Source organism: Halogeometricum sp. S1BR25-6, assembly GCF_031624495.1.
GTDB classification, from domain to species: domain Archaea; phylum Halobacteriota; class Halobacteria; order Halobacteriales; family Haloferacaceae; genus Halogeometricum; species Halogeometricum salsisoli.
Genome location: NZ_JAMQOP010000004.1, coordinates 332066 through 345700 on the forward strand (window position 1 = coordinate 332066; position 13635 = coordinate 345700).

General features: G+C 65.9%; 10 protein-coding genes. 6 read left to right on the forward strand and 4 right to left on the reverse strand.

Annotated elements, in window-relative coordinates:
- Positions 1-59: 59 nt before the first annotated feature.
- Complete coding sequence (locus tag NDI76_RS18805) at positions 60-965, forward strand: HEAT repeat domain-containing protein (protein ID WP_310925707.1); 906 nt, start codon at positions 60-62, stop codon at positions 963-965.
- A gap of 26 nt (positions 966-991) precedes the next feature.
- Here the strand turns inward: NDI76_RS18805 and NDI76_RS18810 are convergent, their stop codons facing one another.
- From NDI76_RS18810 to NDI76_RS18820, 3 genes are all read right to left on the reverse strand, one after another.
- Positions 992-1225 carry a hypothetical protein gene (locus tag NDI76_RS18810; protein WP_310925708.1) on the reverse strand — a complete coding sequence of 78 codons (234 nt, stop codon included), beginning with the start codon at positions 1223-1225 and terminating at the stop codon, positions 992-994.
- A 102-nt stretch (positions 1226-1327) separates the two neighbouring features.
- On the reverse strand, positions 1328-3424 hold the full coding sequence (locus NDI76_RS18815; protein WP_310925709.1) for an endo-1,4-beta-xylanase: 2097 nt from the start codon (positions 3422-3424) through the stop codon (positions 1328-1330).
- Positions 3425-3537: 113 nt separating this feature from the next.
- A complete protein-coding gene (locus NDI76_RS18820) occupies positions 3538-5604 on the reverse strand; it encodes an alpha-glucuronidase family glycosyl hydrolase (RefSeq protein WP_310925710.1) in 2067 nt (688 codons plus the stop codon).
- A 246-nt stretch (positions 5605-5850) separates the two neighbouring features.
- Here NDI76_RS18820 and NDI76_RS18825 point away from each other — a divergent pair, with 246 nt between their 5' ends.
- The 5 genes from NDI76_RS18825 (at position 5851) to NDI76_RS18845 (ending at position 12449) form a co-directional block, all read left to right on the forward strand.
- Complete coding sequence (locus tag NDI76_RS18825; protein ID WP_425498388.1) at positions 5851-7611, forward strand: ABC transporter substrate-binding protein; 1761 nt, start codon at positions 5851-5853, stop codon at positions 7609-7611.
- 30 nt (positions 7612-7641) lie between these two features.
- Positions 7642-8640, forward strand: coding sequence for an ABC transporter permease (locus NDI76_RS18830; protein WP_310925712.1), 999 nt, complete (start codon positions 7642-7644; stop codon positions 8638-8640).
- Positions 8630-9655, forward strand: a complete 1026-nt coding sequence (locus NDI76_RS18835; RefSeq protein WP_310925713.1) for an ABC transporter permease — start codon at positions 8630-8632, stop codon at positions 9653-9655. The genes NDI76_RS18830 and NDI76_RS18835 overlap by 11 nt, the downstream gene beginning before the upstream one ends.
- Before the next feature lie 6 nt (positions 9656-9661).
- Entirely contained in the window at positions 9662-11962 is a 2301-nt protein-coding gene (locus NDI76_RS18840; RefSeq protein WP_310925714.1) for an ABC transporter ATP-binding protein, read from the forward strand.
- Positions 11963-12092: 130 nt separating this feature from the next.
- Positions 12093-12449: a hypothetical protein gene (locus NDI76_RS18845; protein WP_310925715.1), complete on the forward strand. Its 357-nt coding sequence runs from the start codon at positions 12093-12095 to the stop codon at positions 12447-12449.
- A 9-nt stretch (positions 12450-12458) separates the two neighbouring features.
- Here NDI76_RS18845 and gfo6 read toward each other — a convergent pair whose 3' ends face one another.
- Entirely contained in the window at positions 12459-13550 is a 1092-nt protein-coding gene (gfo6, locus tag NDI76_RS18850) for a D-xylose 1-dehydrogenase Gfo6 (RefSeq protein WP_310925716.1), read from the reverse strand.
- Between the last annotated feature and the right edge of the window lie 85 nt (positions 13551-13635).

Here is a 13635-nt window from a genome sequence, read left to right on the forward strand (position 1 = left end):
CGACGGCGCGGACCGAGCTAACCCTCACGTATTTACACGACGGCACGTATCGTACCGCCATGACCGCGAACGCGTCGAGACCGCTCGACGGTATCGAACCCGAATCCGTCACCCCCGAGGACGTCGACGACCGAGAGGTCCGGTCCGCCCTCGCGTCCGACACGCCCTCGGTGCGACAGCGCGGGGTGGCGGTCTGCGAATCGCTCGCCGCGGCGGACGTCGAGGCTGTCCGACCCCTCCTCGACGACGTCGCTCCGCTGGCGGGCGACGACAACGCCGCCGTCGCCCTGCGGGCCGTTTCAGTCCTCGACACCGTCGCCCGGGCGGACCCCGCGGCGCTCGACGGCGCGACGTCGGGCCTCGTCGACGCGGCGGACAGCGAAATCGTCGACGTCCAGTTGACCGCGGCCGCCGCGCTCGGGGTGCTCGTCGTGAAGCGACCGGACCTCGTCGCCCCGTTCGTCGGCGAACTCGTCGCGGCGATTCGCGCCACCGAACCCGACCCCACCCCGGACGACTTCAGCGCCGTCGAGGACCCGGTGACCCGGCGGACGCTCGAAGAACACGAGGAGTCCGAGCGCCAGCGGCGGACCTCCGGCCGCCGGACGCTCGTCAACGTGGTCGTCGCCGTCTGCGAGGAGGAACCGGAGTCGGCGCTCGGTACGGTCGAGGGACTGCTGGGTCTCTTGGACGACGTGGACCCGTCAGTCGTCGGCGGCGCCGTCGACGCCCTCGGCGAACTGGCCGTGGCCGACCCCGAGGCCGTCGCCCCCGCGAGGGACGAACTGCGCGCCCGTCTCGACCATCCACGAACGTTCGTGCGCGCGCGCGTCGTCCGGGCGCTCGGACGCCTCGGCGACGAGGAGGCCGTCCCGAAGCTTCGGACCGTCGCCGAAACCGACGACGACGAGAACGTGCGGGAGATAGCGGCCGAGACGGCCGCGTTCTTGGCAGAAGAGTCCTGAATCGGGCGTCCGGAGACGACCGTCCCTCACTCGTCCATGGCGCGCTTCGTGCAGTACCAGTAGGTCGTGCTGAAGAAGGCGAACCCGACGACAACGAGGACCAGGTCGACGACAAGAAGCGGGTACGACCGGTCGCCGGGTTCGACGAAGAGCAAGGAGAGTCCGAGGAGGAAGCCCGACGCGATGAGGAGCGCCAGGATGACCTTCATCTGCTTGCGCTGCGCGCAGACGAGGTCGAGCAGCGCCGACGTTTTGGACATGACTGCTGGTCGGCGGACTCACGTAAAAAATCCGGCGGTCGTTCGGCCGACGGAGCCGCGCTCCCCCGCGGCCGGGAGTTAGTCTCCGCTCGCGTCGGCTGATCAGTCGCTCTCTGTGTCCGTCTCCTCGTCGTCGTGGTCGTCGTCCTCCTTCTCGTCTCCTTTTTCCTTCTTCTCGTCGTGCCCCCGCTTCTCTCCGTTCTCGTCGTCGCCGCGCCCCTCGGACTCGTCCCCGTCCGACGACGATTCGAGTTCGACCGTCACCGCGCCGTGGTCCTCGTCCACCGTCGCGACCGTGGTTCCCGATAGCGCGCCCTTCTGGGCGGTCACTTCGTAGCTTCCCTTGAAGCCGTTCGCCGCGAAGACGCCCTCCTCGTCCGTCTCGCCGCGCTCTTCGGTCCACCACTCCTCGAAGACGAGTTGCCGGTACATCTCGCCGTGCGGGCGGATGCTCCAGTCGGCGTCGTAGTACGCGCCGGTCGGCCGCCAGTGGTCCTCCTCCCAGAATCCCCACGAGACGACGCCCTCGACGGCGGGTTGGCTGAACGCCACCGTCAGGAAGTCGCGCAGGTAGTCCGTCTGCACCTCGACGTCCTGGGCGTTCCGCCGGCTGAATATCTGGATGTCGAACTCGGTGACGAGGAGGGGGACGCCGAACTCCGAGAACGCCTCGAAACCGTCGATGAGGTTCCCCACGTCGAGCATCTGGTTGTACTGCTGTTGGTGGTGGCCCATGAAGCCGATGCCGTCGAGCGGGTAGTCGTTCTCGACGAGATGCTCGACGTAGTCGAGGTACTGGCTCCGCTGCCACTGCCCGCCGACGGCGCCCATCTCGTTGGTGTACAGGGCGTGGTCCGTCGCCTCGTCCGCCGCGGCCCACCACTCCGCGACGGCGTCCCAGCCGAGTTCCTCCATGTCGCGGAAGTTGGACTGCCAGATAGGGTGGTTGTGCATGTCCCACTCGGTTACTTCCTCCTCGAACTCGTGGGCGTGGTTCCGAATCTTCTCGGAGACGATGGCTCGAATCTCCTCGGCCGAGAGGAACTCGCCGTTCTCCATCGCCATCCCGCCGCCGCCGTCGGCGGTGAACTGCTCCCAGAGGAGGTAGTGGCCGCGCACCGGGTAGTCGCGGTCGTTGAGCCATTCGAGCGTCGCCAGCGTCGTCTCGTTGTCGATGTCCCATCCCTCCTCGCTCTCCCAGGCGGGGTACTTCAGGCCGTTCTCGACGGTGGCCTTGTTGAAGTCCTCCAAGAAGGTGCTCCGGTACCTCTCGTCGTCGGGGTCGTCGCCCGTGATGTGCGCCACCGAGACGGCGCTCCCGAAGTCGAACGCGTGTTCGGTCATCTCGACGTCCACCGTCGCGTCGGTCATCGGTTCGCCGCCGGGAGCGAGGACGCGCACCTCGAAGTCCCGCTTGCGCGTCTCTTCGATGCGGTCGGCCGCCTCCTCGCGCCACGCCGCGTCGAGAGAGCGCCCCTCATAGTCGTACGGCGGAAGTGTGTCGAGCGTCACCTCCGCGTCGCCGTAGTCGAACAGCGCGATACCGCCGACATCGACGGTCTGCTCGCCGTAGCAGGTCCAGAACTCCAGCGCCGGCGCGGCGTCCGCCGTCGGCGCCGCGCCCACTTGTATCGGGAAGAAGTAGCGCATCCACCGGTCCCACGGTTCGACGTGCGTCCCCCGCTGGACGAAGTTCGCGCTCGTCGCGTCGGCCCCGTCCTCGTCGGTGTAGTGGTAGGCGAAGTTCGCCGCCACCTCGGCGTCCGGCGCGTCGCTCCGGAGGTACGCGACGGCCAACAGCAGGTCGCCCTCCTCGAACGAGCGGTCCGATATCTCCCCGCGATAGGCGTAGTCCGACGGACTCCCGCCGTCGGCGGGGAGTTCGAGCCGCTCGCCCATTGTGATGGGGATGGCGTCGGAGTCGACCGAAATCGTCGACTCGTCGCCGCCGACCAGCGAGAACGCCTCGATGGCCTCCTCCTCCGTCGTTCCGTAGACGTACTCCCCCGCCGGGAGCTGTTTCTGTTGTCTGCTCGACGCCGTCAGTTCCTCTCGGAGCGTCGCGTGGTACGCGCCGAGCGAGTCGTCCGACTGTGCGCCCGCCGCGGCCGTTCCGAACGCCGCCGAGACGCCCAGGACGCCCATCGACTTGAGGAACGGTCGCCGTCCGCTTCGGAAATTAGCATTATCGTCTGACATAAACTGCGTTGCGGCAGACACAATCATATTATATAATTGTGTGGAACTAACGACAGGTCGGAAATAACAGAGATGCTAAATTGTGAAGCGGCGCACCGCGCCGCTCCGCCGCGTCATTCCGACGGAACCCGACCCCGTTCGTCGGGGACGCCCGAGTGCTCGTAGAAGTACGCGGCGAGCGTGTCCCGCCAGCGCTCCGCCTGCGCCACCTGCTCGTCGAACCGCTCCGCGACGTGGCGATACCGCCTCTCGTCCACCCGGCCCTCCAGCGTACCCCACAGGTCGCGCAGTCGCTCGGTCTCTTCGACGCCGGCGAACAGGTTGTCGTAGAGTCGCTGAGCGACGGTCGTCCCGTCCGAGAGTTCGTGCTCCCACGGGAGGTGATGGAAGAACAGGAGGAGTTCCTCGGGGCAGGTCTCGACGGACTCGTAGCGCTCCGCGACCGGGTCCCGGTACTGCGGGGCGTAGCCGCTCCCCGCGCTCGTCCGGTCGACGCCGACGCCGTCCTCGGTGACGCCGTGGTAACCGGGCCACTCCCCCGGCGACGGGTCGTAGTGATTTTCGAGTAAGGCCTCGCCGTTGTACATCATGTGCATCAGGCCGAGACCCCCCGTCTCGTAGTCGATGCACGCCTCCCAGGAGTCTCTGAGAATCTCGGAAACGGTGTCGACGACGGCCTCGTCGGACCCGAACGTCTGCCGGACCCACTCCTCGGTTATCTTCTCGACGGAGCGGTCGGGGTTCCAGACGGCGCGCCCGAACGCGTAGAGGTTCGACTGCATCAAGTAGTGGCCGGTCCAGGTGTGGTCCTCGCCGACGCTGCCGACGCCGACGACGCCCTCGCCGTCGCCGCGGAACAGCGACTTCACCGGCGTCCCCGCGCCGTCGGCGTGCGTGTCGAACTCGAACACTTCCTCCCACATAGGGAGGTGGTAGGTCGCGTGGACCCCCTGACCGGTGTACTCGCCGGTTATCTGAAACTCCAGTCCGAGGTCCGTCTCCGGCATCGCGCCGAACAGCGTCGACACCGGTTCTCGGGGCTGGAAGTCGATGGGGCCGTTCTTCACCTGCACGGTGACGTTGTCGGCGAACTCGCCGTCCAGCGGTTCGAACGTGTCGTACGCCTGCACCGCGCGGTCTTCGTGGGAGCCGTAGACGAACGCGCGCCACCAGAGGCGGCCGTCGTGGGGTTCCAGCGCCGCCGCGATGGCGTTCGCGCCGTCGACGTGGTCGCGGTCGTAGTCGTACGGACCGGGTTGCCCCTCGGAGTCGGCCTTCACGAGGAAGCCCCCGAAGTCGGGTATCAGGTCGTACACCTCGTCGGCCTTCCGTCGCCACCACTCTCGAACCTCGTCGTCGAGGGGGTCGGCGGTGTCGAGGCCGCCGACGAGCATCGGCGACGCGAAGTTCACCGAGAGGTACGTCCGGATGCCGTACCGCCGGAAGACCGAGACGAGTCCGGTCATCGCCTCCAGCCGTTGCGACTCCAACAACTGCCAGCCCTCGAAGGCGTCGAACGCCTCGCTAGCGCTCGGTCGCGGCGGCTTCTCGGTGTTGACGTTGTTGAGCACGACGCCGTTGATTCCCACCGAGGCGAGCAACCGGGCGTAGTCCTCGTATCGCTCCCGCAGGTCGGGCAGGCGCTCCCAGTCGAAGATGGACTCGCCGCCGTACCCGCGCTCGACCGACCGGTGGAACGGCGTGTCCCAGTGGTCGATGAGCCGATTGGCGTACGCCGGTTCCTCGCGGACGTCAAGGTCGTCGATGGGGTCGCCGACGCTCATCAGTCGGAGGAGGTGGAAGGTGCCGTACACCAGCCCTCGGTCCGTCGGCGCGGTGACGACGACGCAGCGCTGGCCCTCCCACTCGACGGTTCTGAGGAGAAACCCCCCGTCGGTTAGACTCCCGACTTCGTCGACCGAGACCGAGTCGGCGACCATCCGCATGTCGTCGGGCGTACCGATAGCGAGGAATCCCCCGGCCGTCGACGGCGGGTGCTGCCAGAGGTGCGGGTCGTCACCGAGGAGGCTGGGAATCGCTCGCCGGAGTTCGTCGCGAACCGCGCTCAGTTCGGGGGATTTCTCGGCGACGTACGCGTGTCGACACAGTCGTCGGTACGAGTCGAGGCGGTCCGCGTCCGCGCGGTCGTACCGGAGCCAGCAGTCGTCGTAGTCGTTCATCGGGTGCGACCGTCGACTCGTCGGCGTCCGATAAAACGATGGTGATGGTTCGAACCGTCGACGGGCGGACGGACAGGAAGTCGTCGAGAGGGCCCGAGAGCGGGGCTGAGGCCCGACCGATTTCTGTTCAATGTACCACCTTAACGATGATCCACAATACTTATAAACCATTATGGACAAGAATGCCATGTTATGTCATCCAGGAGCGGGCGTGGCGAGTACGACAGAACAATCAGCCGGCGGCGGATGCTGGCGGCGGCGGGTGCGTCTGGTGTGGCCGCGCTCGCCGGCTGTTCGGGCGGCGACGGAGGCGAAGGAGAGGGTGAATCGGGAACCGGCGGGTCCGGCGGGTCCGGAGGGACCGACGCCGGGACGAACGGTTCTTCGGGCGGGTCGGTGGCGGACGCGACGTTCGTCAACGCCTACACCGGGAATCCGGTCGACCTACACTTCAACTCCTCGGCGACGCAGAACTTCAGTTGGCCGGCCGGCCGAGCGGTGTTCGCGCCGTACCTGAAGTACTCCTTCAACGAGAAGTCGTTCCTGATGGGAGCGCTCTCGGACCTCCAGATACAGGACCAGGAAGTCACGCTGACCTTCCGGGACGACCTCATGTGGGACAACGGCGACGAGTGGACGACCGAGGACTTCGAGGTCCAGATTCAACTGGCCCAGAAGACGGGAAGCTCCCTCTGGGGATACGTCGACGACTACGAAATCGTCGACGACCACACGGCCAAACTGCTGCTCTCGGGGCCGACGAACCCACAGATAATCAAGTTCGAGCTGACGAACTTCTTCGTCGACACGAAGAAGGAGACCCACGAGCAGTGGCTCGACCAAGAGGCGTCGGCGTTCCTGCAGTGGGCGTGGGAAGACCCCGTGGCGAGCGGGATGTTCTCGTTCGTGAACAAGGACCAGCAGGCGTTCGAGTTCGAGCGCAACCCGCAGTTCTACAAGTCCGACAACGTCAACTTCAGCTCCTATCTCATCGAGAGCTACGGGGGCAACACCGCCCAGCACCAAGCGCTCATCTCGGGGAGCGAAGTCGACGCGGCGACGAGTCTGTTCACGCCGCCGGAGATTGCGGACCGCTTCCCCGACCACGTCGTTGAGGTGAACATCCCGGCGAAGTGGGGGTACGGCATCGTCTTCAACCACAAAGACCCCGACTTTGGCACCCGAGCGGTCCGACAGGCCATCGCGCACGTCATCAATCGGAACGCCGTGGTGCAGAACGCGGGGCCGCGCACGAAGTTCGTGGCACCGACACCGTGCGGCATCGCGCCGCGCGACCAAGAACAGTGGCTCGGCGATTGGTTCGACGACTTCGAGACGTACGGCCCGGAGTCCTCGAACACCGAGCAGGCGACCAAACTGCTGGAAGAGGCCGGTTACTCCAAGCAGGGCGGTAAGTGGCAGAGCAAAGAGGGCGGCACCCTCGGCGGCGAGTACTACTCGCCCGCGGGGTGGACCGACTGGACGACGATGACCCAGACGGTCGTCAGTCAACTCAACGAGTTCGGCTTCGACTTCTCCATCAGCACCAAGCCGACGAACGACTGGTTCGGTCAGTACTCCAACAGCAACTTCAAGATGGGGAGCCTCTACTGGCTGCCGGGCGGGTCGCGCTCGGCGTTCCCCTACTTCCCGCTGTACTACCAACTGTGGGCGACCGACATCGGCGGCGGTCACGGCTACCGCGAGAAGGCCGAATCCGAACAGACGATTCCCGCCCGCGGCGGCGGCGAGATGACGATCAACCCGCTCGAAGTGACGAAACAGATCGCCCGACAGCCCAGCAACGAGGAGGCGAGACAGTACGTCCAGCAGTCGGCGTGGCACAATCACATCGAACTGCCGTTCCTCGGACTGGTCTCCAAGTTCGAGCAGTCGTGGGTCACGAACGACGACTGGACGGTTGCCTCCGAGGGGAGCACCAACCGGCGCGTCAAGTGGCCGCCGTTCTGGTGGGTCCACGAGGGCGACCTGCAGTACAAGCAATAGCCGCGTGACCACCCGACACTATCCACCAATATGAATTACTACCTCCGACGCACGCTCAGGATTCCGTTGACCGTTCTCGCCGTCGCGACGCTCACCTTCGGGCTCATCCGACTGCTCCCCGGCGGGCCGTTCACCCAGCTCAGAATCCAACTCATCCGGCAGGGAGTCCCCGTCGAACAGGTCAACGCACGCATCGAGGCCCTGCAGAACATCCGGCCGGACGCCCCGCTCTGGCAGCAGTATCTCGATTACCTCGTGGGCGTCGCTCAGTTGAACCTGGGGCAATCCATCTCGCTCAACCAACCCGTCATGGAGGTTCTCGCCCGCGCCATCCCGTGGACCATCTTCCTCGTTGTGACGTCCACGGTGTTGATGTTCGTCATCGGAGTTCTGATCGGCGCCGTGCAGGCGTACTGGGAAGGCTCCGCCTTCGACCAGATGGCCTCGGGGGGCTCCATCTTCCTGATGGCGGTTCCCTACTACATCTTCGCGGTCGTCTTCCTGTTCTTCCTCGCCTTCCAGTTCAACCTGTTCCCGACGGGGAACGCGGTCGACAGGGGGGTCGAAGCGTCCCTCAGCGTCGAGTACTTCGCGAGCGTGCTGCATCACGCCGCCCTGCCGATCCTCTCGTTCACCATCGGGGGAATCGGCTCCACCGCGCTCAACATGCGCGGGAACGGAATTCAGGTGCTCGGCGAGGAGTACGTCGAAGTCGCACGCCTCCGCGGTCTCTCGGATAGCCGCATCGCCACCCGGTACGTCGCGAAGAACGCCATCCTTCCCATGTACACCGGACTGCTGTTGCTCATCGGCTTCCGCCTCGGCGGCACCGTCGTTCTCGAACAGATATTCTCCTACCCCGGACTCGGCTACTACCTCATCGCCGCGGTGAACGCGAACGACTACCCGCTGATGATGGGCTGTTTCCTCGTCATCACCGTTACGCTCGTCGTCGCGGTCTACGTCGCCGACCTGACGTACGGTCTCATCGATCCGCGCATCAGCGCAGGTGATTCCGATGGCTACTGAGGCGGACTCCACGTCCTCCTCGGACGATATCGACTGGCGCTCGGAGTCGTCGTCGGTCGAGATGAGCCGCCGCGACCGACTCGAGGAGTTCTACCGCCACTCGATATACGAACCCGCCGTCGTCGCGTGGTCGGACCGCCGCACCCGCGTCGGTATGGTCATCCTCAGCGTCTACCTGCTCATGGCGCTCGTCGAGGTTCTCGGCCTGTGGCGCAACCCCTCGCCCAGTCAGGCTGAGCGGCTTCTCCCGCCGTTCCAGAACTGGGCGTACCCGCTCGGAACGACCCAGTCAGGAGTCGACCTGCTGGCGCTCATCATCGATTCGACGCCGTTCATCCTGCTGATGGTGCTCGCAGGCGGCGTTTGGGCCACCGGCATCGCCGTCCTCGTCGGCACCGTCTCCGGATACAAAGGCGGCGCCGTCGACACCGTCATCACGTCCGTCTCGGACTTCTTCATGGCGATTCCGGGGCTCCCGCTCGTCATCATCCTCGCCATCACGTTCAGTCCGGAGAACCCCATCTTCCTCGGGATGATACTCACCATCAACTACTGGGCGGGGCTGGGGCGGTCCATCCGTTCGCAGGTGCTGTCGATTCGCGAGGCGAGCTACGTCGAGGCCGCACGCACGATGGGCACGGGGACGTCCAGAATCATTCTCAAGGACGTCATGCCCAACATCATGCCGTACGTGATGGTCAACTTCGTGCTCGCCGCGCGGTACACCATCTTCGCCTCGGTCGGCCTGTACTTCATCGGCGTGCTGCCGTACACGGGTCAAAACTGGGGCGTCACGCTGAACAACGCGTACAACCAGGGCGGCCTGTTCACCATGCAGGCGCTCCACTGGCTGCTCGTGCCCATCGTCGCCATCGTCGGACTTGCCTTCGGTCTCATCCTCGTGAGTCAGGGGATGGACCGCATCTTCAACCCGCGGGTGCGCACCCGGTTGACCGGCGAGTCCGAGTCCGTCGACGAGGAGAGCGAGAACGAGACCACTTCCACGTGGGCCTGATATAACATGGCAATCAACACAGACACGAACACGTCATCGGCCGACGACGCGGCATCGCAAGGGGTCGTCAACGACCCCATCTTAGAGGTACGGGACGCGCACGTCACCTACAGCGGCGGCGACACGTACGTCATGGAGGACGTGAACGTCGACATCGACCGCCACGAAGTGCTCGGCATCGTCGGCGAGTCGGGGTCGGGCAAGTCCATGTTCGCATCGGCGCTCATGGACGCCGTGCCGGACCCGGGCCTCCTCACGGGACAGATAACGTACAACCGCGAGGACGGGAGTTCGGTCGACGTGCTCGAACTCTCCGACGAGGAACTCCGCAAGTTCCGCTGGGAGGAGGTGTCGATGGTGTTCCAGGGGGCGATGAGTTCGTTCAACCCGACGATGAAGATCAGCGCCCACTTCAAGGAGACGCTGAAGGCGCACGATAAGAACGTCTCCGAGGGGCTGGACTTCGCGCGCGAACTCTTAGAGAACCTCTACCTCGAACCGAACCGGGTGCTCGACTCCTACCCGCACGAGCTATCGGGCGGCATGCAACAACGGGCACTCATCGCCCTGAGCATGGTGCTCGACCCGGAGGTGCTGGTGATGGACGAACCGACCGCGGCGCTGGACCTGCTGATGCAGCGGTCGATCCTGCAACTGCTCGACAACCTGCAGAGTCAGTACGACCTCACCATCATCTTCATCACGCACGACCTGCCGCTCATCGCCTCCTTGGCCGACCGGATGGCCATCATCTACGCGTTCCAGTTCGCCGAGATCGGCCCGCGCGACGAGATCATCGGCGACTCCGCCCATCCGTACACGAGGGCGCTGCTGAACGCGACGCCGAACCTCGACGCGCCGTTGGAGGAGATGCAACCCATCGAGGGCGAGGGGCCGGCGCCGGTGAACGTGCCGCAGGGCTGCCGGTACCACCCGCGGTGTCCGCTCGCCACCGACGAGTGCCGGGAGGTCGACCCGCCGCTGGCGGCCGTCGGCGACGGCGGCACCCACCGCACCGCCTGTCACCACTGGCAGGAGGCACAAGAGGAGATTCCGCTCAACTTCGGCGAGGACGCGGCGACCATCAAGGAGGGACAGGTCCCCGGGTCCGGGTCCGAATCCGGGTCCGCGAGGTCGACGGGCGGCAAGGCGACCCGGCCGGACGAGACGTCCCTACTCTCATTGGACGACGTCGAGGTGCACTTCGAGAAAGAGCAGGGACTGCTCGACCGGTTCCGGAGCGACGCGAGCGTCGTCCGCGCCGTCGACGGTATCTCGCTGGACATCGAAGAGCAGGACCTCGTCTGCCTGCTCGGCGAGTCCGGATGCGGGAAGACCACGCTCGGGAAGACGATGATCGGCCTGCAGCGTCCGACCGGCGGGTCGATACGGTACCGGGGGCAGGACATCTGGGAGGCGAAGGACGACGGAGGGAACGCCGAGATATCTCATGAGGAGATTCGCCGCGCCCTGCAGATCATCCATCAGGACCCCGGAAGCGCGCTCAACCCCAACCGACGCATCGCGAATATCCTCTCGGAACCGCTGCGACACACGCACCCGAACATCAGTCAGGCCGAGCGACGCGAGCGGATGCACTCGCTGTTGGAGCGCGTCGGGATGACGCCGGCGGGCGACTTCCTCGACCGCTACCCGCACCAACTGTCGGGCGGCGAGAAGCAGCGTGTGGTGCTCGCGCGGGCACTGTTGATGAATCCGAACGCCATCCTGGCCGACGAGGCCATCAGCGCCGTCGACGTCTCCCTGCGCATCGAGATAATGGACCTGATGCTCGAACTGCAGGAGGAGTTCGACACGTCGTTCCTGTTCATCAGTCACGACCTCTCGAACGCGCGGTACTTCGCCGAGCACGGCGACGGGCGCATCGCGGTGATGTACCTCGGCGAAATCGTCGAGATAGGCACCGCGGAGCGTCTCATCCACGACCCGCGGCACCCCTACACGGAGGTGCTGCGGTGGGCGACGCCGAACCTCGACTTGGACGCGATGGAGGCCGAGGACCCGCCGATTCGGCAGATAGACGTTCCGGACCCGGTGAACCCGCCGTCCGGGTGTCGCTTCCACACGCGGTGCCCGGTCGCGCGCGAGGCGTGCCGCGAGGAGCACCCGACGTTGGCGGACGTCGACGACGGCGACGGGAAGGCGGCCTGCTTCCGCGAGGACCCGAACCACCGCTACTGGGACAGCGAACCGCTCGAAGGGGCCGCCGAGAGCAAAGAGGAGTTCTTCGCCAACGCGGCCGCCGAGACGGCCGACGCGAACTCCGAGACGGCGAACTCGGACTGAACGCGGTCGTCCGAACGGACCGCCTCGGTCGAGGTCGAATCGAGGCGTCTGCACGCCCCCTCATTCTTCCGTCGGACGCCCGCCGAGGGTGACGACGCTATTATTACTCGGGGCGAGATACACCGCGGGTATGCAACGATACGAACCGGAGTGCGTCGACGGCGTCCTCTACCTCGTCGCGGACGGGGACAAGGACCGACTGGAGGTCGGCACCATCGACGACGTCGTGGACGCCGTCGGCGGAGAGACGTACGTCATCGAGTACGACGAGCGTCAGCGGACCCAGCCGTGGTTAGACACCGACGAGGGCGTCCTCGAAGTCGACGTGCGCGAGACGGCGACGTCGCTGAACCACACCCCCGAGACGGTGTCGGACCTCCGCGAGCACGACATGAGCACCGAACAGTACGGCCTGCCCGCCCGGACCGTCGAGTTCGCGGACCGCCTCGTCGACATCCTCGAACGCCAGGGCAGAGAAGAGGAGTAGACCGGAAACTCAGTTCACCGAGACCGTCTCGCCCGTCTCGGCCGCCTCGTAGATGGCCGCCAGCGCCCGCATGTCGAGGAGGCCGTGTTCGGCGTCCGCCACGAACGGCTTCTCTCTGAGGACCCGGTCGGCGAAGTAGTCCAACTCCTCGGTCATCTCGTCGCCGAACACGTCGCTGCGCTCGTCGTCTATCTCGATTTCGCGCCCGTCCGCCGTTCGGTAGCGGAGATGCTGGTCTGACATCCCGAGGTAGGAGTGCTCCAAGGAGAGTTCGCCCTCGGTGCCGACGATGCGGAGGTGCCCCGAGAGGGAGGCGTTCTGGCTGGCGGTGCAGGCGGCGTAGGTGCCGTCGTCGTACTGGACCGTAAACGTCGCGTACTGGTCGGGCACCTTCTCGAACGCTTCGTCCTCCGAACGCATCTGTGCCGTCACGCTCACCGGGTCGGCGTCGAGGACGAACCGCGCGGTGTTCAGCGGGTAGACGCCGAGGTCCATCACCGACGCGCCGTAGCCGGCGAGTTCGGGGTCGAGGCGCCACTGGTCGGGACTACCGGAGACGAACTCCAGCATCTGCTGGCCCATGTGTCCGTGAACGAGCACCGGGTCGCCGACGGCGCCGTTTCGGACGAGTTCGCGCATCCGGCGCACCTGCGGGTCCGTCTGCATCCGGTAGGCGACCATCAGCGGGACGTCCTCGGTGGCCGCGACGAGTTCCTCGGCGCGTTCGCTCGTCGCCTCCATCGGTTTCTCGCAGAGAATCGCCTTCCCGTGTTCGGCCGCCGCCTCGGCGTACGGGAGGTGTTTGGCGTTCGGCGTGCAGACGTAGACGGCGTCGTACGCCTCGACGGCCTCGCCGTCGACGAACTCGTCGTAGGTGAGCGTCGCCTCGACGGTGTCGACGTCGTCGGCGACGTCCCGACCCTTCTCGCGACTGCTGCTGACGAGTACCGTCGTCTCGCAGAACTTCGAGTCCTCGGCGGCGGGTATCGTCTGCTCGCGCGTCCACCATCCGAGACCGACCATGGCGAGGCGGAGCGTCCCGTCCTCCAACTCCTCCCAGTCGCGGTCCAAGAGACCGTGTAGGTAATCATCGACTGACATGGTATCGAGGTTCGGGGCGACTGGCAAAAGTGTAGTGGACCGACGGCGTGAATCCTAGACGGGTCGGAGAGCGGGCGGTCCGACG